This window comes from Acidobacterium sp. S8, assembly GCF_009765985.1.
GTDB lineage: Bacteria > Acidobacteriota > Terriglobia > Terriglobales > Acidobacteriaceae > Alloacidobacterium.
The window spans coordinates 53,723-75,402 of the sequence record NZ_LMUM01000013.1 but is presented as its reverse complement, the minus strand read 5'-3'; the positions used below and the strand labels follow the sequence as shown (position 1 = coordinate 75,402).

Annotated in this window: 18 protein-coding genes and 1 other RNA gene; 5 read left to right on the top strand and 14 right to left on the bottom strand. The window is 57.1% G+C overall.

Going from position 1 to position 21,680, the window contains the following annotated elements; all coding sequences use genetic code 11:
- Nucleotides 1–6 precede the first annotated feature (6 nt).
- From GSQ86_RS03660 to GSQ86_RS23280, 4 genes are all read right to left on the bottom strand, one after another.
- Nucleotides 7–597: a DNA-3-methyladenine glycosylase I gene (locus tag GSQ86_RS03660; protein ID WP_158748608.1), complete on the bottom strand. Its 591-nt coding sequence runs from the start codon at nt 595–597 to the stop codon at nt 7–9.
- A 149-nt stretch (nt 598–746) separates the two neighbouring features.
- Entirely contained in the window at nt 747–1,559 is an 813-nt protein-coding gene (locus GSQ86_RS23290; protein ID WP_254062110.1) for a phospholipase domain-containing protein, read from the bottom strand.
- The gene (locus tag GSQ86_RS23285; RefSeq protein ID WP_254062109.1) at nt 1,474–1,650 is read right to left on the bottom strand and encodes an alkaline phosphatase family protein; all 177 of its coding nucleotides are present in this window, start codon (nt 1,648–1,650) and stop codon (nt 1,474–1,476) included. The genes GSQ86_RS23290 and GSQ86_RS23285 overlap by 86 nt, the downstream gene beginning before the upstream one ends.
- Complete coding sequence (locus GSQ86_RS23280; RefSeq protein ID WP_254062108.1) at nt 1,568–2,839, bottom strand: alkaline phosphatase family protein; 1,272 nt, start codon at nt 2,837–2,839, stop codon at nt 1,568–1,570. The genes GSQ86_RS23285 and GSQ86_RS23280 overlap by 83 nt, the downstream gene beginning before the upstream one ends.
- Nucleotides 2,840–3,211: 372 nt before the next feature.
- On the opposite strand from GSQ86_RS23280, the gene GSQ86_RS03650 reads away from it, so the two are divergent.
- Both GSQ86_RS03650 and GSQ86_RS03645 read left to right on the top strand, forming a co-directional pair.
- Nucleotides 3,212–3,538, top strand: coding sequence for an RcnB family protein (locus GSQ86_RS03650; RefSeq protein WP_158748607.1), 327 nt, complete (start codon nt 3,212–3,214; stop codon nt 3,536–3,538).
- A 130-nt stretch (nt 3,539–3,668) separates the two neighbouring features.
- Complete coding sequence (locus tag GSQ86_RS03645; protein WP_158748606.1) at nt 3,669–4,115, top strand: hypothetical protein; 447 nt, start codon at nt 3,669–3,671, stop codon at nt 4,113–4,115.
- Between the two features lie 293 nt (nt 4,116–4,408).
- Here GSQ86_RS03645 and GSQ86_RS03640 read toward each other — a convergent pair whose 3' ends face one another.
- The 4 genes from GSQ86_RS03640 to GSQ86_RS03625 all read right to left on the bottom strand — a co-directional run bounded on the left by GSQ86_RS03640 (nt 4,409) and on the right by GSQ86_RS03625 (nt 6,787).
- Nucleotides 4,409–4,891: a carbohydrate-binding protein gene (locus GSQ86_RS03640; RefSeq protein ID WP_158748605.1), complete on the bottom strand. Its 483-nt coding sequence runs from the start codon at nt 4,889–4,891 to the stop codon at nt 4,409–4,411.
- A 286-nt stretch (nt 4,892–5,177) separates the two neighbouring features.
- Nucleotides 5,178–5,969, bottom strand: a complete 792-nt coding sequence (locus GSQ86_RS03635) for a hypothetical protein (RefSeq protein WP_158748604.1) — start codon at nt 5,967–5,969, stop codon at nt 5,178–5,180.
- Nucleotides 5,970–6,064: 95 nt separating this feature from the next.
- Nucleotides 6,065–6,382, bottom strand: coding sequence for a DNA-binding transcriptional regulator (locus tag GSQ86_RS03630; RefSeq protein WP_158748603.1), 318 nt, complete (start codon nt 6,380–6,382; stop codon nt 6,065–6,067).
- A 21-nt stretch (nt 6,383–6,403) separates the two neighbouring features.
- Nucleotides 6,404–6,787, bottom strand: a complete 384-nt coding sequence (locus tag GSQ86_RS03625; RefSeq protein ID WP_158748602.1) for a type II toxin-antitoxin system RelE/ParE family toxin — start codon at nt 6,785–6,787, stop codon at nt 6,404–6,406.
- Nucleotides 6,788–6,963: 176 nt separating this feature from the next.
- Here GSQ86_RS03625 and rnpB point away from each other — a divergent pair.
- From rnpB to GSQ86_RS03610, 3 genes are all read left to right on the top strand, one after another.
- Nucleotides 6,964–7,411, top strand: an RNA gene (gene rnpB, locus GSQ86_RS03620) — RNase P RNA component class A.
- 492 nt (nt 7,412–7,903) lie between these two features.
- Nucleotides 7,904–8,857 carry an ACP S-malonyltransferase gene (gene fabD, locus GSQ86_RS03615; protein ID WP_158748601.1) on the top strand — a complete coding sequence of 318 codons (954 nt, stop codon included), beginning with the start codon at nt 7,904–7,906 and terminating at the stop codon, nt 8,855–8,857.
- Between the two features lie 34 nt (nt 8,858–8,891).
- Nucleotides 8,892–9,281, top strand: coding sequence for a DUF302 domain-containing protein (locus GSQ86_RS03610; protein ID WP_158748600.1), 390 nt, complete (start codon nt 8,892–8,894; stop codon nt 9,279–9,281).
- 2 nt (nt 9,282–9,283) lie between these two features.
- Here GSQ86_RS03610 and GSQ86_RS03605 read toward each other — a convergent pair whose 3' ends face one another.
- The 6 genes from GSQ86_RS03605 to GSQ86_RS03580 all read right to left on the bottom strand — a co-directional run bounded on the left by GSQ86_RS03605 (nt 9,284) and on the right by GSQ86_RS03580 (nt 21,324).
- The gene (locus GSQ86_RS03605; RefSeq protein WP_158748599.1) at nt 9,284–10,240 is read right to left on the bottom strand and encodes an Ig-like domain-containing protein; all 957 of its coding nucleotides are present in this window, start codon (nt 10,238–10,240) and stop codon (nt 9,284–9,286) included.
- A gap of 134 nt (nt 10,241–10,374) precedes the next feature.
- Nucleotides 10,375–13,062, bottom strand: a complete 2,688-nt coding sequence (locus GSQ86_RS03600; RefSeq protein WP_158748598.1) for an ABC transporter permease — start codon at nt 13,060–13,062, stop codon at nt 10,375–10,377.
- A gap of 9 nt (nt 13,063–13,071) precedes the next feature.
- The gene (locus tag GSQ86_RS03595; protein WP_158748597.1) at nt 13,072–15,753 is read right to left on the bottom strand and encodes an ABC transporter permease; all 2,682 of its coding nucleotides are present in this window, start codon (nt 15,751–15,753) and stop codon (nt 13,072–13,074) included.
- An 8-nt stretch (nt 15,754–15,761) separates the two neighbouring features.
- On the bottom strand, nt 15,762–18,422 hold the full coding sequence (locus tag GSQ86_RS03590) for an ABC transporter permease (protein ID WP_254062107.1): 2,661 nt from the start codon (nt 18,420–18,422) through the stop codon (nt 15,762–15,764).
- Nucleotides 18,422–18,763, bottom strand: a complete 342-nt coding sequence (locus GSQ86_RS03585) for a PadR family transcriptional regulator (RefSeq protein ID WP_158748596.1) — start codon at nt 18,761–18,763, stop codon at nt 18,422–18,424. The genes GSQ86_RS03590 and GSQ86_RS03585 overlap by 1 nt, the downstream gene beginning before the upstream one ends.
- 71 nt (nt 18,764–18,834) lie before the next feature.
- Nucleotides 18,835–21,324, bottom strand: coding sequence for an ABC transporter permease (locus GSQ86_RS03580; protein WP_158748595.1), 2,490 nt, complete (start codon nt 21,322–21,324; stop codon nt 18,835–18,837).
- Nucleotides 21,325–21,680: the final 356 nt, after the last annotated feature.

Here is a 21,680-nt window from a genome sequence, read left to right as displayed (position 1 = left end):
TCGCTTTTATAGTGTGCCGCGCTTCAATTTCGTTACAGCTTTGCGGCGAAAGCACTCTTCGCTATGGTCGTTCACAATCCCGGCAGCCTGCATGAACGCATACACAATCACCGGTCCCACAAATTTGAAGCCGCGCTTCTTCAGTTCTTTCGACATCTCTACCGAAAGCTCCGTCTGCACCGGCCTCGGACCCTGCGTCTGGATCGGCTTGCCGCCGGCCATGCCCCAGAGGAACGTAGCGAAATCCTCTCCGGACTTTTTCATATCGAGAAAGATCTGCGCCCCGGTGATGGTGGCTTCAATCTTTGCCCGGGAACGAATGATGCCTTCATCATTCAGCAATCTTGAAATATCCGCTTCGGTAAAACGTGCCACCTTCGCCGGGTCGAACTGGCGAAATCCCTTGCGGAAAGCCTCGCGCTTTCTCAGAACAGTCAGCCACGAAATGCCCGCCTGAAACCCTTCCAGCATCAGCAATTCCCAAAGTGCGCGGCTGTCATATTCCGGCACGCCCCACTCTTCATCGTGGTACTGCTGCAGCAATGGATCCGTCTCCGCCCACGTGCAGCGCTTCTTTGTTTCGTTGCCGGCAGTCATTTTTTCTCCACGAAGTCGATGGCCTTTTAGTAGCTCCAATCATACTTGGCCCGCGAAATCGCGCTCGTTATATCGACCGGGAAGCAACAAAAAGGCCTCCGTGCGATAAGTACATGAAGGCCACAGGGTTATGGTGTTAAGAAGCTTTCCTACGCGACAACAGGCTGGGCAGCCGCCGCACCGATCATCGGATCGGTGACACTGTCGCATCCCGTCTCGACATGCCCCGCAAGCTGGCGCTGGAAGGTCGCATCGGATTCCACCGTCACCGTAAGGTCGTACCATCCGGAAAACCTCTTCAGCGGCCAGTAGTGCGTGAAAGTCTCATGTCCTTCCAATCGCTGCGTCACCGTCTTGCCTGAGTAGGCATCCACAATGCGAACCTTCTCGTCGCCTCGCCCTTCGTTACGAATCTCCAGCGCGATGCCCTCTGATTCCACGTCGTAAATCGCTTTCACCTTCAGCTTCGCGCTGTTCGCGCCTCCAGTAAAAGTACGCAGAAAACCATTCGCTCCATAGACCGAAAGATCATACGAAGCGTCGCCACGCACCCCAAAGTGATCCGAGACCTCATCGCGCACGCCAACCGTATATGTCCACGGCCCCGTCTTGCGATCGCCCGATCGCACATGGAATACCGCCGCAGCCTTGCCCGTATTGCGGAAGCGAAGCTCAACCGGAGCTTGCGAGTTCACGTCCGCCTCTACGTGCAGCTCATAAGGCAGCGCACGAGCAGGCCGCACGCCCGGCTCCTGCGCCGGAAGCGCCTGGTCGCTCGGCGGCGCAGGAATGTAATCCGGATGCCGATTATCATCCGGTGGCTGATATGCTGCCGTGCTCGGCAGTGGAACCTTCGCATCATTCGGCGAGGCAAAGTTAAACGCCGACGTAAGATCGCCTGCCACCGCGCGCCGCCACGTCGTAATATTCGACTCCGTAATGCCCGGGATACTGCCTGCCAAATCGCCGGTCAATAAAACGAATCAGCGAAGTGTGATCGAAGACCTCGGAGTTCACCCATCCGCCTTTGCTCCACGGTGAGATCACAATCATCGGCACCCGCACACCCAATCCATAAGGCCCGGCAGGATACTCCCCATTCCCGGCGAACAGCTCGTTCGTCGTGTCCTGTCGAAATGCCCTCCGTCCGCGACTGCGGCGGAGTCGGTGGCACCATGTGATCGAAGAAGCCATCATTCTCATCGAACATGAAGAAGAAGACCGTCTTGCTCCACGCCTCCGGATTCGCCGTCAACGCATCCAGTACCTGCGACACATACCATGCGCCGTAATTCGCCGGCCAGTTCGGATGCTCCGTGTAAGCCTCCGGCGCTACTACCCACGACACCTGCGGCAGAGCATAGTTCATCACATCCTGGCGAAAGATATCGAACAGCGTTCCACTCTTCGAAATGTTCGTTCCCGTCCGCGCCTTCTGTGCCAGTGGACTCAAGTCCGGTGCGTTCTGATACTGATGGAAATAGAGCAGCGAATTATCGCCATAGTTCCCGATATACGCATCATCTCCCCATCCCCAGAAATGCGCGGCGTCCAGACCTTGCCCTTGATCCTGATAAATCTTCCACGAGACGCCGGCCTTCTGCAGCAGCTCCGGATAGGTCGACCAGTCGTACCCAGCTTCGGCGTTATCGATCACCGGACCACCGCCATTGCCATCATTGCCCGCCCAGCCCGTCCACATGTGATACCGGTTCGGATCGGTTGGCCCCAGCAGCGAGCAGTGATACGCATCGCAGACAGTAAAGGCATCCGCCAACGCATAGTGAAACGGAATATCGCTGCGCGTCAGGTGCGCCATCGTAGTTGTGCCTTTTTGCGGAACCCACTGGTCATACTTGCCGTCATTCCATGCCCCATGCGTCGTCGTCCAGTCATGCGCCAGGTCCTGCAGAAACTGCAGCCCAAGGTTCGGCGCGCCCGGATGAAAGGGCAGCACATAGCCATCCGGATTTGTCGCGTCCGGCTGATACCACACGCTCTTGCCTGAAGGCAGCTTGATCGTCCGCGGATCGCCAAAGCCGCGCACGCCGCGCAGCGTGCCGAAGTAGTGATCGAACGAGCGGTTCTCCTGCATCATGAAGACGACATGCTCCACATCCTCAATCGTGCCCGTGCGATGGTGCGCCGGAATCGAAAGCGCGCGGCTGATGCTCGCAGGAAAAGCTGCCGAAGCTGCACTGATTGTTAAAAGCTTGAGAAAAGTACGACGGTCTGAGCTCATAGGGGGATTCACCTCTCCCGATTCCCATAACAGGAATCGCGGGTGCCAGCCTATTCCCCGCTTGTTGCGATCATGTGACGATCATGTTGCGATTCCATGACTGAAGACCCAGTCGGAAAGTCATTTTTACTCTCGCAAACATCATGTAACATCCAGATCAAATCATGCGCCGCTCGCTCCCATAATTTTCCGAAACACCAGCGCATGCCAAAAAAGTATTGTCGGCATCCCAATATTTTTTTAGAAAGCTATCAGCAACGATCCCAGTAGCTTAAGAAAAAAGCATCGCTCATCGCAGATAATTTCCCTTCAAAAACCTCTGCCAACACAACGTTGCCGTTTACAAGCGACATCAAAGCTTCAGGAGGTTTCATGAACCCTATTCGCAGAGTTGCTGCTCTTACCATGCTCGCTGCACTTCTTTCTCCGGCAGGTGTTGCTTTCTCTCAGGATCGCCCCGATGACCATCACGACGATCACCACGACAATCATGCATATGTCCACCACGATGAGTGGAAAAAGGGCTACAAAATGCACAATGAAGATTGGAATCGTGGCGAAAGAGTCGACTACCACCAATATCACCTCCACGAGCCGCCCCATGGCTATGAATGGCGCGAGGTAGACGGAAATTACGTTCTCGCCGCCGTCGCCACTGGAGTTATCGCTTCGGTCGTTGTAGCCTCAGCAACTCACTAGGCTTCGTCAACTGCACTTCGCTAAATGATGCCACGCCGGAGCAGCCGCTCCGGCGTTCACATTGTCGCTTACCATGCATCTGACTGTTCGTTAACCAATTCTCGCGAACAGTTTCAGATGGGTGGCAGAAATGGCCAGAAAAAAGAAGAGCTTCCTCAAGCACCACGCCCTCGGCACGGCCGCAGTCAGCATCCTGCTCTTATGGATCGTCCTTTACATCTACGGCGATCCCAGCACGCTCTGGGGCTCTTTCTTCGGCAACACTATTGCCGACTGGTCCGGCGTAGTTCTCACCGTCATCGCGACAAAATATTTCTATGAAATAGGCTCAGCCGAGAGCAACCAGCCGAAGGGTCAATGGCACGACCGGCTCTTCCAGATTGTCCGGAACCACTCGCTCACCATCTTTCTCGCCATCACCGGAGCCGCATGGGTTTTCCTCTACGTCAAAATGGACTCCGAAGGAAAATGGGGACAGGTCGTCGGCAACATCGTCTCCGAATGGACGCAGCTCCTCGGCCTCGTCCTGCTGACCAAGAAACTCATCGAAGATAAATCCAAAGAGAGCCACAAATAGATAAGCGAAGCCAGGCACAGGCCGAAGGGTACCGATTTTGAGACATAGGATGGAAAATCCATCGAGCCGAAAGCCGCGGGTGCCCCACATCTCGATTTTGAGATGTGGGTAAGTCTGCAAGGCCAAAGGTCTTAAGACATGGGGTAAAAATTCATCGAGCTGAAAGCTGCGGGTGCCCCACATCTCGATTCTGAGATGTAGGTAAGTCTGCAAGTCCGAAGGGCCCTCACATTTGAGATATGGGATTGGAGTCCATCGAGCCGAAAGCGAACCGTCGCTGTAGAAAATAGCCGTTAAGCCAGCCGCAGCGCGTTGAGCGTCGCCAGGCTCTGCCCGCGCCCGCGATCAGGATCGATCACCAGCTCAAGCTTCGTCACGCCATCCAGATCGACGGCGTAATCCTCAATCTCCTGCGCCGATCCCGTCGGACTGAAAGTCCACTGCTGGCGCACAATCTCGCGATCCGTTTCCTTTGCAGAGGAGTAGCGCAGCACAAACTCCTGCCCCCGCTCCGTTTCGCGCTCAATAAAGTGCGCAAATATCCGCCGCAGATGCGTCGGCACCGTAAACACCAGCACAATCGTCTGCGGCCCGGCAGCAGCAGCGCGCCACCCCATCTCATTGCGCTCCGGATTCGTGCTCAACGCATTCTCTATCGGAAATGACGGATCCTCTGAGGTGAGCTGCACGCGAGCCATCGACTCCAGATCAAGCCACTGCACATCCTCGTGACTCTTCCCCGGCTTCGCACCCTGTCCAATGATTTCCTTCTCCATCTCCCACCTCCACGATGAAAGATACGCTTGTTGGCTGGCAGGTTGTAAGGCCTAGTCGATGAAGGCCGAAAGATTAGATTGTATTAGAGAGAAGATCGGAGCGGTGAGATGAAGTTAGTCATCCGAAAAAGTTCAAAGTATCCGTACCCACAGCCGACTTGGAACTACCAGAGTCTGGGATGATACGGACCGTCTCGGTTCTCAATAATTTCTCTCGCGCAGGATTCATCTATGGTGTAAAGGCGTTCAATTCCTTTCATTCGAGAGACATTGATGACTCCACGTTCTAAAGGATAGCTAATTGACTAGCGGCAATGCCTTCGGCAAAGTCATGTGATATCCGTACCCTGAACCAACTTTTCAGAATTCTGATCGGTTTAGATTTGTGCCAAGATTTACCAATTTCGAGAATATGACTAATGATCTGCTGTTTGGTAATTTCGGTCTTAGGTTCTTCGTCATGTCCAGAATTTAGGCACCAAAACATTATTGTCGAGAGACCGCGGTCCGAGAGCAAATACTGCATGATGTTTCTCGAGCGGTTCTCATTAAGCCAAGTTAGAAAAAAAGCAATTCCTGAGAATAGAAAGAGGAAGAGAAGACAGTCTTTAGCCCACGCACTTCTAGCGATGGGGGCAAGTATAGGGTTGGATGGTAACTTCTCAGAAAAGCCTAGGATTGTGGCACACATAGTTGCAAATGTTGCAGTACTAATTCGGAGAGTTCGATGGGAGTTAGCTAATTCTCTTTTGATATCCTCTTTCATTTGATGTTGTTTTGGAGCATCAAGTCTTAATTGTTCTACTGTGTTTTGGAGTGATTTCACTAAGGTAGTCAGGCCATCTATCTCAACAGTTTGCGACAGCACGAGCTGTGTTGGGTTCTGATTTCTCGAATACTCTAATGCTTCAGACAGCCGCATATAATGTGCCTCAGCGGCAGGGCTCACAAAATTTCCGCCCATTTTGTCTGGATGTATAGCCGCGCGGCGTCGTGTCAATTCTGCAATCGACTCTTCAATAGTCTGTGATCTGTCGAGACCAAATTCTTGACGAAGTGCTTCCATCGAGCTAAACATCGAAAGGCTCTCCATATTGGGTACCCACATTTCAATTTGAAAGGTGAGATAGTTATGCTGCGGTACCCTACATCTCGATTTTGAGATGTGAGTCGTTATGCCACAGCCTCCAACCCTTTTTTCTCTACGAGAGAAAGCAGCTTAAGCGATGCGCCTTGTGGATGTTTCTCACCACGTTCCCATTTGCTGACCAGACTGGGCGTCACATTCAAATAGGCTGCGAAGACAGTCTGGCTGGCTTTTTCGCGAGTACGTAGAGCACGAATCTTCTTCGGGGTCATTGCCTGAATCGGCGTCAGGCACAGCGCGTCGAACTTGCGCATGGTCTTTTTATCCATGCCGCCGACTCTGTGCAGATCAACCGCCGTCTCATGAATGGCAGCCATGATCTTGCTGCGATATTTTTTAGACATTGTTATCCACCTCCGGTTTTTCTACCTTAATGAGCGCTCCGTCTTCGACGCGCTTTGGATCTCCGCTTTGGTGTATCCAAGGATCACCTTAGCCAGCTCTCGGAAGGCCTCCAACTCGTCAGGCTTGATATTGGCAATGTCCTTTTTCTCAAAGCCATAAACATAAACGGCGCGGTCATTCTTCCTGAAGAGAATGATCGAGCGTGACCCGCCTGACTTGCCTTCACCGGAGCGAGCGATACGCTGCTTGACGACTCCGCCGCCGAGATCAGCATCGATTACGCCTTCGTTTGCCAGCCGAGCAGTTCTCCAAAGATCGGAATCGGTAATACGCGCCTTCTTGACGAATCGGGCAAAGGGTTTGCTCTTATAAACCGAAAACCCCTCGGAAGGATTCTGCCCCATCTTTGTACTATAGCACTAAGTGCTATAGTAACCCGTTCATTGTTGGAACGTAGCCGATACTGATGGGGCCTTTTGTTCATCCGATCATGAGGTCAGTAGACGGGTGCCCCACATCTCGATTTTGAGATGTGGGATTGTAGTAGCTCGAATCCGCCATTGCGATACCATAGAACCAAGCAAGCAGCTGGGCGGTCGCTGCTGAAATGCGTTCGCGCATTTCAGGAGAGGAAAGTCCGAACTCCGTAGGGCAGTGTGCCGGATAACGTCCGGGATCGGAGCGTCAAGGCTCCGAGACGGCAAGTGCCACAGAGAAGATACCGCCTACGTCGCAAGACGCAAGGTAAGGGTGAAAAGGTGCGGTAAGAGCGCACCGCTCCGGCGGTAACGTCGGAGGCAGGGTAAACCCCACACGGAGCAAGACCAAATAGGGAGGGATGCGCGGCGAGACCCAGATAGCCGCGCGGCGTGCCTGCCCGGCGCGTCAACGTGGGTCCTCCAGACTGGCGGGCTTGCCCGCAAAGTGGAGCGGAAACCTTCGGGTAGGTCGCTTGAGCGCCGCAGCAATGCGTCGCCTAGAGGAATGACCGTCCTCGACAAAATTCGGCTTACAGGCTGCTTGCAGATGAAGGCCCCGTTTTCTTTGCGGAAAACGGGGCCTTCCCATTTGCCCTGAAATCGCCGTTAAAGACGCGAAATTGTCGCTAAAACCTGAGTTACAGCACCTGAAAATCCCCAAATGCGCCGTCATACCCAGATGCCGTCCCAGAGTGTGACGGCCACCCACATCGCGCCGTTATCCAGAAAGCGAAGAGCACTTCAGACACGCCGTCATCCTGAGCCGAGCAAGTAATACGAAGAGCACCCACATCGCGCCGTCATCCTAAGCGAGAAGTGCGCCTCCAAACATGCCGTCATCCTGAGCGGAGCGCGAAGCACGCAGTCGAATGGACCCGCACGAACAACGTTCGTGCGAAGTCTTGCGGAAGCAAGACCTGCCTTTACGACAAAACCCTTAAGCCACTGAAAAAAGCGATTCCGGTACAAAACAGGAGAGACTGGGGCTAGGAATCGAACTACCTTGCATCAGCCTGCAGAATCATTTGAAATACCCAAGACATGAGTGAAACCAAGCTCGCATTCCTCTTTCCCGGACAGGGCTCGCAGGCCGTAGGCATGGGCCGCGACCTCTCCGAAAAATTCCCCGTCGCCCGGCAAACCTTCGACGAAGCCGACGAGGTTCTCGGATTTTCCCTCTCGAAGCTTTGTTTTGAAGGCCCTGAAGAACAGCTCAAGCTGACCGAGTTCACGCAGCCCGCCATCTTCACCGCATCGATCGCCGCGCAGCGCGTGCTGGCCGAAAAGGGCATCCAACCCAGCTTCGTCGCCGGACATTCCCTCGGCGAATACTCGGCCAACGTTGCCGCAGGCGTCCTCTCCTTTGCCGACGCGGTCAAAACGGTACGCAACCGCGGCCGATACATGCAGGAAGCCGTCCCGGCAGGCGAAGGCGCCATGGCCGCCGTCCTCGGCATGAGCTCCGAGGCCGTCATCGAAATCTGCGCGAGAGGAGCAGCGGAAACCGGCGTAGTCGTCTCTGCCGCCAACCTCAACTCGCCCGAGCAGACAGTCATTTCCGGCACCGTCGCCGGGGTCGAAAAGGCCGGCGCCCTGGCACAAAATGCTGGCGCCAAGCGAGTCATCATGCTCGCCGTCAGCGCGCCCTTCCACTGCGCCCTCATGCAGCCCGCGCAGGACCGCCTCGCCCATGACCTGTACGCACTCAGCTTCTCCAATGCAGCCATCCCCGTCATCACCAACATCGACGCGGCCCTGACCACGAGCGCAGATCAGCTACGCGACGCACTCATCCGCCAGGTCACAGGATCCGTCCGCTGGGTCGAATCGATGCGTCTTCTCATCGAACAGCAGCCAACGCACTATATCGAGGTCGGCCCCGGCAAAGTTCTCTCTGGTTTGCTGCGCCAGATCGACCGCAGCCAGAAGGCCCTGAGCATCGAAGATGAAGCAAGCCTGGAGAAGACTCTGGCCGCTCTCACGACCGCGTCATAAGCGCCAAGTACAATGGCGGTTCGGAGAGTATGTCATGCCAGATACCAATGGAGTTGTCTCCATCCCCAGCCGCCATTCCGTCGATGAAACCGTAGCGCGCCTCGAGCAAGTGCTTCATGAAAAGGGAATTCAGATCTTCGCCATCGTCGACCACAGCGGGGAAGCAGCAAAAGCCGGATTCCAGATGCCGTCCACGAAGCTCGTCATCTTCGGCAGCCCCAAGGCCGGCACCCCATTGATGCTGGCTATGCCGAGCATCGCCATCGATTTGCCGCTGAAAATCCTTATCGCGGAAGACAAAAACGGGAACGTCCAGGTCTCCTGGAACGCTCCCGCCTATCTTGCTTCGCGGCATCAGCTGCCGCAGGAATTGATCGCGAACATCTCCGTCATCGAAAAACTGGCCGCGGCGATCGCCGGGTAAAGCTACTTCACTACTAGAGTGAATGCCAGCGAATGGCTGGTCACTTCTCCGCCATTGTTGGAATAAGCCGTGATCGTGATCGGATACGAGCCGAGCGGAGTCCCCGTATTCGCCGTCGGTGGATGGTGTAGATAGCTATACCGCTGCGAACAGGCCGTCAGTCCAGAAACGCTGGCCAGCAGCAACAGGGCAATACCCAGCATGCGAAATACGCCGCTGTGCCGCTTCCTGAAAGCTCCAATTCCCGCCAGTGCCATAACGCCGGGAAAGAGAATGGCATGTGCGAGATGCCTGGCAACGGCTTCATTGCTAGCCGACGTGGATGTCGAATTGGCCGTCGTCTGAATCTGCAATGTACTGGTCAAAGTGCCTGACGAAGGAACCACTACCTGCGGAGTGAAGGTCTTCGTCGTCGCAATCGGCAGCCCGGAAAGCGAGAGCGTCACTGACTGGGAAAAGCCATTCTCGGGAGTCACCGTCAAAATCGAGGTCCCATACTCGCCGGCATTCAATGACAGCGATGTAGGATTCGCAGCAATCGAAAAGTCAGGCGGAGCCGTCGTGGCATTTGCCTGCACCTGCTCGCTGCCCGACGCGGACGCCGCATATTGGTCGCTGCCCAAATATACCGCGGTGATCTGTTTGGTGTTGGCAGGCAGCTTGTCCAAAGTCAGCGTAGCGGCTCCGTTTTCAACAAAGGCCGACCCCAGAGATACGCCGCCGCTCATAAAGCTCACGCTGCCATCCGTCACGGCTTCGCCCGAGGGATTCTTCACCGTCACGCTCAGCGTCGTCTTTCCATCCGTTGAGCTGACGCGGAGCGCCGTGCGAGTACCGACAGTCTGGCCATAGCCTTGCGGCAGAACGAGAAGAAGAGCAAGAACGGCGGCTAAATACGACCCCTGCCTGATGGCGGTGATGAACTTCTTACTGATGTTTCTGTTTGACTGCAAACTCATTCGTCCGGTTCTCTGCTCTTTTCAGCGGGATTTCTTCTTAATACCCAATTGTATCTGCGCGGCGCAAAAACGGCGATGCGCAGATCCGAACCGGCGCCCGGCGCACCTGTTAGACGCACCAATTTTCCATCCGCTTATTCGGTCCGCAGAACCCGCATGGGATCGATGCGCATCGCCCTTCGGGCCGGCAGATAGCACGCCGCCAGCGCCACAGCCATCAATAATAGGATCACTCCCGCCAGCGTCCACGGGTCGTAGGCATGTACCCCATAAAGCAGCGATGAGAAGCGCGCCATCACCTGCGTCAGCCCGAGCGCCGCTACCACCCCGGTCAGCGCTCCCCATGCCGCCAACCTGCCGCCACGCGTCAGCACCCAGCGAAAAACATCTCCCCGGTCAGCCCCCAGAGCCATCCGCACTCCAATCTCGCGCGCATGCTGCGCCACCAGGTACGAGATCACCCCATACATCCCAATGCTCGCCAGTAGCAGCGCCGTTCCGGCAAACGCAGCCAGCAGAATCATCGAGAACCGCCGTCCAGCCAGCGTATCTCCAATCACAGAATCCATCGTCTGCGGGTTATAGACCACCTGCTCGTGATTCATCTGCGTAATCGCTTTGCGCACGCCCTGAAAAGCCGTAGTCGGGTCGTACTTCGAACGAACAACAACATCCATGCCCATCGGCACCAGGCCCAGCTGCTGCTCCGGCATCTGCATCATCGCCTGGTACAGTTCCGCCCGCAGCGGATTGACAGCATCGTTATCAAGTCCCCACTGGTTCACATGCCCCACCACGCCAACCACCGTGGCCGCATCATCAAATTGCTCCAGAAACACGCGCTTGCCGATCGGATCCTCATTGCCGAAAAACTTCTTCGCAAACACATCGTCGATCACCACGGCGCGCGGCGCATGTTCGTCATCGCCCTCTGCAAGAAAGCGTCCCTTCAGCAGCGGAATACCCATCGCCTTCAGGTATCCCGGCTCTACCAGGTAGCGAATCGCCCAGTGCATCGCATTCTCGTTCTGCGGCTTCGGCTCGCCCTCAAGCCAGAAAAGCTGTTCGTCATCCGAGTTCATCGGCAGCGCCGCCCACGAGAACGACACCGCCTCCACACCGGGAGCGGCCGCGATCCTCGCATGGGCCTCGCGTAGATACGCCCGCGTTGCATCCTGCCCTGCTCCCATCAGTGAAGGCGAAGCTTCCATCCCAAACGTCATCACGCCATGCGGCTGGAAGCCGGTATCCACCCGCGAAAGTTTTTCCAGGCTCCGAATCATCAGCCCCGCCCCAGCCAGCAGCACCAGCGTCGTCGCCATCTGGAAGATCACCAGCCAGTTCTGCGTTCTCTGCCGTGCTCCGCTGGTGCCGCGTCCGCCATCTTTCAGCGCGCCCTGCAAATCCTGCCGGAAGAGCTTCAGCCCCGGCATCAGTCCAAAGAGGGTCCCAGCCGCCAGAGAAACCAGCAGCGTAAAGCCAAGCACTGTCCCGCTCATATGCACATCAGCCGCACGCGGCATTGCCTGCGGCAGCAGCTGCAGGATGACCCGCGTCCCCCACGAGGCCAGCAGCAGCCCGAGCAGTCCTCCCGCAAGCGAGAGCATCAGGCTCTCCGTCAACAGCTGGCGTAGCAGCCGCCCGCGCCTCGCGCCCAGCGCCGAACGCAGTGCAAATTCCTGCGCCCGCGCATTCGACCGCACCAGCAACAGGTTGGCAATATTGACGCATGCAATCAGCAGCACAAAGCCCACCGCGCCCATCAGAATCAGTAGCAGTGGCTTCACATCGCGCACCATCGCATATTGAAAAGGAATCAGCTTCGCGCGAATGTCCTTATCTTCTTCCGGATATTCCCGCTCCAGCCGCTCGGAAACCTGCTGCATATCGGCCTGCGCCTGCTCAAACGTCACCCGCGGCTTAAGCCGCGCAATACCATGAATACCCAGTCCAGCCGCCCGCTCATTCAGCGCCGGATTGCGAAACTGCCCAATCGGCACGTAGATATCCGCCGCGCGAAAATTCCCGACCGCAAGGCTGAAATTCGCAGGCAGCACTCCGACAATCGTGTAGTTACGCCCGTCCAGCGTCAGCACTTTGCCCAAAGCATCGGGCCGCGATCCAAATTTCCGCTGCCAGAAGCCTTCGCTGATCATCGCCAACGGCTCGCGTCCTATCTCATCCTCGTGCGGAGCAAACAGCCGCCCAATCACCGGCTTCACGCCCAGCAGCGGAAAGAAATCCGACGACACCAGCTCGCCCCGCATCTCTTCCGCATCGCCCATGCCAGTCAGGCTGAATCCTGTGCCGCGCGAAACCGCCAGTGCCGCCAGCGTCGTGTTATCGCGCTGCCAATCGCGAAAATTGAGATACGAAATCGATCCTTCGGCGAAGTTCTGCTTGCTGGCATGCACCGTCACCAGCTCCTCCGCATGCGGATACGGCAAAGGATGAAGCAGTACGCCATTCACGACGGAAAACAGTGCGGTATTCGCGCCCACGCCGAGCGCCAGCGTCGCAATCGCCACCGCAGTAAAACCAGGGCTCTTCGCCAGCATGCGCAGCGCAAAGCGAAAATCCTGCGCCAGCGTCTCCATCCACGGCAGTCCTCGCCGCTCGCGATACGCCTGCCGCGTCTGCTCCACGCCTCCCAGCTTCACCAGTGCATCGCGCCGCGCCTCAACCGGACTCATTCCAGCGCGCTGGTTGTCATCAATGTGCATCTGTAGATGACTCGCAATCTCCGCATCGAATTCGTCGTTCTCCTGGCGAACGCTGAAAACACCGCCAAGCCGCATCCATAACACTCTCAGCTTCTTCATCACGCCCTCCTATTCAGCGCGCAGGGCCTGCATGGGATCGACCGAAGCCGCACGCCGTGCCGGCAGATAACATGCCGCCACCGCAACCAGTGCCAGCATCAGCGCAAGGCCGGAAAAAATCAGAGGATCCGTCGGGCTGACGCCGTAAAGCATCTTCACCAGGAATCGTGTTAACCCTATCGCCGCAACCGCTCCCACCACGATCCCGAAGAGGGCAGGCCGCATCCCTTCCAGCAGCACCATGCGCACCACGTCCGTTCGCTGCGCACCCAGAGCCATCCGCACGCCAATCTCCTGCGTGCGCTGTCCTGCCACGTAGGCAATCACCCCATAAATACCCACGCTGGCGAGCAGCAGGGCCACGGCAGCAAATGTCCCCAACAGGATCATCACAAAGCGTTGTTGTGCCAGCGAGTCTGAGATGAGGCTTTCCATCGTCTGCATGTCATAAATGATTTGTTCATTGCTCATCTGCCCGATGGCCCGCCGAATTGTGGCAGATGCGTTCGCTGCGGAGCCGTTGAATTGCACGACCGCGCTGATTCCCGATGGAGCACGCTGCACAAAGCTATCCTGTACCTGCGTCCACGGCGAATATAGCTCCGCGCGTAGTGGATACGTGTCGTCTGTATCCAGCCCCCACTGCTTCACATGCCCAATAATGCCGACAATTTCTACTTCGCGTGCGCCGCTCTTCAATACAATCCGTTTGCCGATGGGGTCTTCATTCGGAAAAAACTTGTGGGCAAATGCATCATCGATCACAGCTACCATTGGCGATCTCATATCGTCATGGGTATTGAAAAAACGCCCGCGCCGCAGAGGGATCTTCATCATCTTCAGGTAATCGGGACTGACAACATAGGTGAGCGCCCAGTTCATCCCGCTGTCGTCGGCTGGCTTCGGCTGCCCTGCCATCCAGAACATATCCTCGTCATCTTCGTCGCTCATGGGAAGGCTGCCCCACGACTGCGAAACCGCTCTCACTCCCGGCGTCGCCGTCAGCCTCTCCTCGAATTCATGGTATGCGGCGCGAATGGCATCGGGGCTGCTGTGCAGTAGTGAAGGCGGAAGTGTGTAGCCAAAGGTCAGCACCTGGTGCGGATCGAAGCCGGGATCGACATTCCAGAGCCGCGTCAGGCTGCGCAGCATCAGGCCCGCGCCAATCAGCAGCACCAGCGCCATCGCCATCTCCGCAGCAACAAAAATGCTCTGCGCCCGATGGCGTATCCCGCTCATCCCGCGCCCGCCTTCTTTAAGCGCCGATTGCGGATCGGCCTGCGATGTCTTCAGTGCCGGCATCCATCCAAACACCACGCCAGCCAGCAGCGAAACTGTCATGGTGAAGAGCAGGACATGCAAATCCATGCCAATCTCTTCTCCGCGCGGCAGGGCCTCCGGCAGAAGTTTGAGTCCGGCATGTGTACCCGCGACTGACAGTCCAAGTCCCAGCACACCGGCAGCAGCAGCGACAAGCAGGCTCTCAGTCAGCAGTTGCCGAATCACCCGCTTGCGGCTCGCTCCCAACGCCGTGCGTACAGCGAACTCCCGCATCCGTCCCGTCGAGCGCGCCAGCATCAAGCTGGCAACGTTCACGCAGGCAATCAACAACACTAATCCCACCGCCACCAGCAGAACCAGCAGGAAAGGCCGCACATCCCCCACCATCTGTTCTTTCAAGGGAACCAGTTTTGCCCCGATGCCCTTATCCGCAGCGGGATAGGCCAATTCGAGATCCCGCGTCACCCGCTCCATATCGGCATTGGCCTGCTCGATGGTCACTCCGGGCTTCAACCTGGCAATTCCGCGCATTCCCATTCCAGAAGCGCGATCCGTGAGCGATGGATTCGCCCACTGCCCCATCGGCACGTAAACATCCCGGCTGGGCAGAATCCCGCCGGAGAAATGAAAGCTCGCCGGAATCACTCCAACAATGGTGTAGGCCCTTCCTTCGAGAGCAATCCCTTTTCCCAGCACATCCGGCGACGAGCCAAATTTCCGTTGCCACAGCCCCTGGCTGATCAACACTACCGGAGCCGCGCCTGGCTGCTCTTCCGCCCGGGTAAACGTTCGCCCCAGCATCGGCTTGACTTGCAGGGTCTCGAAGAAATCCGAGGTCATGAATTGACCGTCGAGCTGCTCCGCCGGCCCCGCTCCTGTGAGGCTGAAGTAATATCCGCGCGAGGTCGCCATCGACGAAAACGTGTGATTATCCTGCCGCCAGTCGAGAAAGTTTGGATACGATATCGAGCCGTGATCGAAGTTAGGCTTGCGTTCGTGCAGCACCACCAGCTGCTCCGCGCGCGGAAACGGCAGCGGATTCAGCAGTACCGCATTCACGATCGAGAAGATCGTCGTATTCGCGCCGATACCCAGCGCAAGCGTCAGCACGGCAATCGTCGTAAAGCCAGGACTCTTCCGCAAGACACGCAGCCCGAAGCGAAGGTCCTGTCCCAGTGTTTCTAGCCACGGCAGTCCCCGCCGTTCGCGGTACGCCTGCCGCGTCTGCTCCACACCTCCCAGCTTCACCAGCGCATCGCGCCGCGCCAGCGCCGGAGGCATCCCAGCGCGCAGGTTGTCATCGATGTGCATCTGCAGATGGCTTGCAATCTCCGCATCGAACTCGTCGTTCTCCTGGCGAGCGCTGAAGACACCACCAAGTCGCATCCATAGCGCTCTGAGCTTCTTCATCACGCCTCCTATTCAGCGCGCAGCGCTTCTGTCGGTTGAATTGAGGCCGCACGCCGCGCCGGTACATAGCATGCAAAGATCAAAATCAGTACCAGCAAAGCTGCGGCAGCAGAAAATATCACCGGGTCCATCGCATTGACTTCGAACAACAGGCTCGCAAGCAAGCGAGTGAATCCCAACGCGCCAGCCAGCCCAATAGCTATGCCCAACAGCGCCAGCCTCGCGCCAAAACTCATGATCAGCCGCAATACATCCGAACGCCGCGCTCCAAACGCCATCCTTACGCCAATTTCCTGCGTGCGCTGTGCCACTGCATAAGCCATGACTCCGTAAATCCCAATGCATGCCAGCACCAGCGCGAGCACAGAGAACGCCAGAATCAGCACTGAGCTTGCGCGACGCACGGCCAAGCTCTGATCGGCCAGCAGCTCCATCGGTATAGCCTTGAACACAGGCAGTTCGGGATCGACGCTCCACAAAACCTGTTCGGCAGCCTTCACCATCGCCGCCGGATCTGTTCGCGTACGAAGCGTGAAAGCAACAATCGGATATGGCTGCTGATCGAATGGCTGGTATATATCTGCATGCGTTGGCTGATCCTGCCCGAACGCCTTCACGTCGCCGGTCACGCCTACGATGACGCACCAGTTGGGCTGCTCCATGCTTCCCAGGTTCAGTTCCTGGCCCACCGGGTCTTTGTCCTTGAAATACTGCTTCGCGAATGTCTGGTTAATCATCGCGACGTGCATGGTCCCATCGCGATCAGCGTCGGTAAAGTCGCGTCCACTTAATAGCGGAATCTTCATAGTGCGCAAATAATTCGGCGTGATCGTGCGATTGTCCGCTTCCGGAGCCTGCCCATCCTTCGGCTGCGCCTGTCCGCGAAGCAGAAAATTCGTTGTGCCCCAGAAGCCGCTCAGCGGCAGGTAATTCGTAGCTGCAGCCGATGCAACACCCGGCGTCGTCTCCAGCTTTTTCACAACTTGTTCCACAAATGTGCGCGTTCTCGTCCGATCTTCGCGCGGATAGCGATCCGGCGGCAGAAACAACTCTAAGGAGAGAAGGTGATCCGGCTGAAATCCAAGGTCCGCATTTACGACCTTCTGAAAACTCGCAACGACCAGCCCTGCGCCAGTCAGCAGCATCAGGGATAAAGCGATCTCGCAGACAACAACGGCACTCCGCAGCCGGTTCGAGCGGCGGCTCGCCGTCATTCCGCGTCCAGATTCTTTCATCACGCCATCCGCTTCCACCTGCAGCGCGCGCAGTACCGGCGCTGTTCCGAACAAAAGCGCAGCAGCGACAGTCACCGTGAACGCAAATAAAATCACGCCGCGATCGATCGGAATGCTGGTCACAGTCGGAATATTCAGGTTCGATACATCGTTCGGGAAAAGTGTCAGCAGGAAATGTGATCCTGCCATTGCCAGCAATATCCCGAGTCCACCGCCAATCGTCGCCAAGAGGCAGCTTTCTGTTGCAAATTGCCGCAGCAATCGCTTACGAGTCGCTCCCAGCGCGAGCCGGACTGAGATTTCTCTCTGCCGCTCAGCATTGCGCGCCAGCGCCAGGCCTGCCGTGTTCGCACAGGCAATCAACAGCACAAGTCCAACCGCGCCCATAAGAATCAGCAGCGGTTTGCGAATGTCTCCATTCAACTGCTCTCGCAACGGGACGAGGACAACACGATTACCGCTGTCCGTGTCCGGATGCGCGCTGGCTACTTGTGCTTCAAGCGCATTGACCGCCACCTGCGCCTGTGCCAAAGTCACGTTCGGCTTGAGCCGCCCAAGGATGCGCACATACGTGTGATTGAAATCGTCAAAGGCCGAAGGTTCGATGGCGCTCGGTATCCATATCTCAACCGACTGCGGATAGTTGAATCCGCGCGGCATCACGCCCAACGCGGTATAAGACCGTCCGTCCAGCGTGATCGCCCTGCCCGTGATGTTTGGGTCGGAATGAAATGTAGTCCTCCACAGGTGATCGCTCAACAGCACCACTTTGGGACCGCCAGGCCTGTCTTCCTGATCGGTATAGAGCCGCCCGATCTGTGGAGCGACGCCGAGAATCCGAAGATAATTCGCTGCGACCGCATACCCAATCAAAAATTGCGGCGCGCCCTGTCCGGTCAATGTCATCTCGTTGTCGTACGATGGCGCCAGATCTTCGAAGACACCGCTTCGCTGCTTCCAGATAGCGAAATCAGCGGCTGTGCTTGGTAGCGGCTGACCGCCTCGCGCGGCGTTCGCGGTCCACACCGCGACAATCCGCCCCGGATCTTTGTAAGGCAGCGGAGCCAGCAACACAGCCTTCACTACGGAGAAGATTGCCGTATTCGCGCCGATACCCAGCGCAAGCGTCAGCACGGCAATCGTCGTAAAGCCGGGACTCTTGCGCAAGACGCGCATCCCGAATCGAAGATCCTGCCCCAGTGTTTCTAACCACGGCAGTCCCCGCCGCTCGCGGTAGGCCTGCTTGGATTGTTCGAAACCGCCGAGCTGAATCAGCGCCTGCCGCCGCGCTTCCTCCGCTGTCATGCCGGAGCGCAGGTTGTCCTCGATGTGCATCTGGAGATGACTTTCCAGCTCAGCAGAAAGTTCGTCCTCCGCTGCCGCACCAGCAAACATGCCGCGCAGCCGCATCCACAAGGCTCTCAGCTTTCGCATCACGCCTCCTCGGCCGGCGAAAGAAAGCGCGCAACAATCGCCTTGGTCTGCTCCCAGCCTTTCGCTTCGCGCTCCAGCTGCTTTCTGCCGGCGCGCGTCAGCTTGTAGAACTTTGCCTTACGGTTGTTTTCTGAGACGCCCCACTCCGAGGCGATGGCTCCCTCCTGCTCCAGCTTCAACAGCGCCGGGTATAGGGTTCCATAATTCAACGACAGCTGATTGTCGCTCACCTGCTCAATGCGTCGCGCAATGCCATATCCGTGCTGCGCGCCCATCGTCTCCAGCGTCTTCAAAACCATCAACGCCAGCGTGCCTTGCCAGACGTCGGCTTTTTCGCCCATGCTTCTACTCCTCTTGGTTCGCCATAGGAATCATGGCACGACTCCTATGGGAATGCAAGAGGAGATGACTTTTACTCCGAGCGCAGAGCCTTCATCGGATCGATGGCCGCCGCCCGCATCGCTGGTAATGCCGATGCCGCCAGCGCAAGCACCAGCACGCACAACGCAGCCAGGATCATCACCATCGGATCGAACGGGCTGACATTGAAGAGGAAAGACCTCAGCAGTCCTGAAGCCCCCGCAGCGCCCAACAATCCAATCACGCAGCCAATCGCAGCCAGCTTTCCGGCAGAAATGAGCACCAGCTGGATAATCCCTGAACGCTGCGATCCAAGCGCCATCCGAATAGCCATCTCCGATACACGCGAGGCCACAGAGAAGGCGATTACGCTGTAGATGCCGAGCACCGCCAGCACCACCGCCGCAAAGGCAAAGCTCGTGATCACCGCAGTGTTGAAGCGTCGCGGCGCTTCGCTTTCCGAAACCGCCTGCACCATCGTCTGCACTTCTGTCAGGGGTAGTTGCGGATCGATCGACTGCACCGTCTGCCGCAGTGCATTCTCCATGTGCTCCGGCGGAAGCATGCTGCGCAGTACGAGGTAACCGCCATTGCCATTGAGATCATTGGGTGAAGCAAGCGAGCCAATATCCGTTTCCATTTGTGTCACCGGAAAATAAAACTGGGCCTTCGTCTCTTCGTCCGGCGAGCTCAGCTTCACATCGTCCACCTCGCCCACAATCGTCAGCCACGGCATCTGCATATCCTGCGTGCCAATGTGCAGCCGCTTGCCGACGGGGCTTTGCCCCGGCCAGTAATGGTCGGCAAGTTTACGGTTCACAATGACCACCAGCTGCGTCGTCGCTTGGTCCGCTTCGGTAAAGAACCTCCCCCGCACCAGCGGAATGCCCATACTCTCGAAGTAATCGCCCACTACCACCGCGCTCGTGGCCAGATTCAGATTATTGCCCTGCGGCACATATCCTTCGGGAATAAAAGCCTGATTGTTATTGTGGTTCGACGCGGGTAGCATGCTGACCAGCGCCGCATATTTCGCCCCCGGAATCTGCCGCATCCTCCGCAGCAACTCCTTATCGAAAGTGTCCACCTGCGCCTGCGTCGAATACTGTTTCTGCGGCAGGGAATACGAAGCAGTCGTCACATGCTCAGGATCGTAGCCAAGATTCACCGCGCGCATCTTCTCAAAGCTGCGCAACAGCAGCCCGGACGCGGTAAGCAGCACCAGCGCAACTGCAATCTCCGCCACCACCAGTGCCGAGCGCAAACGCGCATGGACGCCGCCCGCCGATCCGCTGCGTCCGCCCTCTTTCAGCGTCTCGTTTACATTCGTGCGCAACGCCGCAAATGCCGGAGCCAGCCCGCACAGCACTCCCGTCAAAATCGCCAGGCCGAGCGCAAATACAACCACCATCCAGTCCAACCCGATCTCATCGATGCGCGGCAGACTCTCCGGCAGCAATCCTTTGCCCAGCTGCAGCGCCACTCCTGCCAGCACAACTCCCAGCACGCCACCGCTCACGCTCAACAGCAGGCTCTCCATCAAAGTCTGCCGCACCAGCGCCGATGCCGGAGCGCCCAGCGCCTGCCGCACCGCCATCTCGCGCTGCCTGCGAATCGCCCGCACAAGCAGCAACCCTGCCAGGTTCGCGCATGCAATCAGCAGCACCACCGCGACCGCCAGAAATAATGTCCGCACCAGCGGTTTAGCGTCTTCTATCGTCTCTTCATGCAACGGACGCACCGACGAACTGATACGCAGACTCGCCATAAACGCCGGATAGCTCCGCATAATGTCCTGCGCCACCCGCTCCGCATCGCTCTGTGCCTGCGCCGCAGTGACCCCATGCCGCAGCCGCCCTACCGTCTGGTAGCTCCATGAAGCAGCTCCGCGCGTAAGTTCGTCCTGCTGAAAGCTCATCGGCACCCAGAGCTGTACACGGTTCAACTGACCGGCCTGTAGCGGAAACTCAAAATTCCGCGGCATTACGCCAATCACCACATATGGCTTTCGATCCAGCAGAACTTTCGTGCCCAGAATATGCGGATCCCCATGGAAACGCTCCTGCCACACGGAATAGCTCAGCATCACCACCTGCTGGTTCTGCTCATCCTCCTGCACCGTAAAAAAACGGCCCATCAAAGGCGCCACGCGCAAGGCCGGAAAGACGCCCGCCGTCATGCGGGCACCGGTCAGGAAAGCCGGTTCGCCCGAGCCCGACAACTCATAGGACGCAAACTGGTATCCGCCCATGCTCTCGAATGAATGTGTATCGCGCGTGTACGCACGAATATCCGGAGCGGTCACTCCCACTTCACTGTTGCCATTATTTACGTGGAAGCCCTGAAGCTTATCGGCGAGCACCACCAGGCGGTCCGGCTCCGGAAAGGGCAGCGGCCGCAGCAGCACGCCATTCACAATCGAAAAGATCGCCGTCGTCGCCCCAATACCGAAGGCCAGCATGAGCACAGCCGTTACGGTAAAGCCGGGACTCTTGCGCAGCTGGCGAAGAGCAAATTTCAAATCAAGAGAAAGGGTTCCCATAGAGCACTCGATGAATGGCGGAATCTGCAGCTGAACGCCGCAGTTGATGCGATCTTACCGTATTCTTTTCAGTCGATTAACAGTTCTTTTTCGAGAATCCAGCGAACCGGTTGTCTGGAAATGCAGAGCGATGTCCATAAGTGAACAGCCCGAAAATGCGCGAAGAAATAAATCCTGCTTTACCTGCATGTACGAAAGCTTGCTATCTTTATGGAACAAAGAACAAAGAAGAGACCCGTTTATAAAGTTGTAACGTATCCATGGGAATCTAATACTGGCTGCTCCCGGCTTATTATGCTCAACCTTCTCCCCTTTGAGCGTCGGAATGCGGCACACAGGTACGCCTTCTCAGAAGG